Genomic DNA, 260 nt, shown 5'->3' with positions numbered 1-260 from the left:
AACAAGTGCCTGCTCACGGAGAAATTAAGATTACGAAAAAACTTCAGGGAAAAGCGTATGGGGAAGAGCGGGGTTATTTGTTCCATATCCATTATAAAACAACGGATGAAAACAATAAGGAAAAGGTCGTTGTCGTTCCGCAGACTGTAGTTGTAAAAGCAGGGGAATTGACAGGAAGTACTGTCTATGAAAATATCCCGCTTGGCGCACAATATGAAGTACATGAAGTAGATGAAACCGCTCTTCTGACTTTGGAAGCG

General features: G+C 41.9%; 1 protein-coding gene. It reads left to right on the top strand.

Going from position 1 to position 260, the window contains the following annotated elements:
- Positions 1–260: DUF5979 domain-containing protein (locus NE558_RS14295; RefSeq protein ID WP_256150839.1), on the top strand; the 260-nt coding region annotated here is incomplete at both ends.

Origin of the sequence: Anaerotignum propionicum (assembly GCF_024461735.1) — a bacterium.
GTDB lineage: Bacteria > Bacillota > Clostridia > Lachnospirales > Anaerotignaceae > Chakrabartyella.
This window is presented reverse-complemented; position numbering and strand designations above follow the sequence as displayed.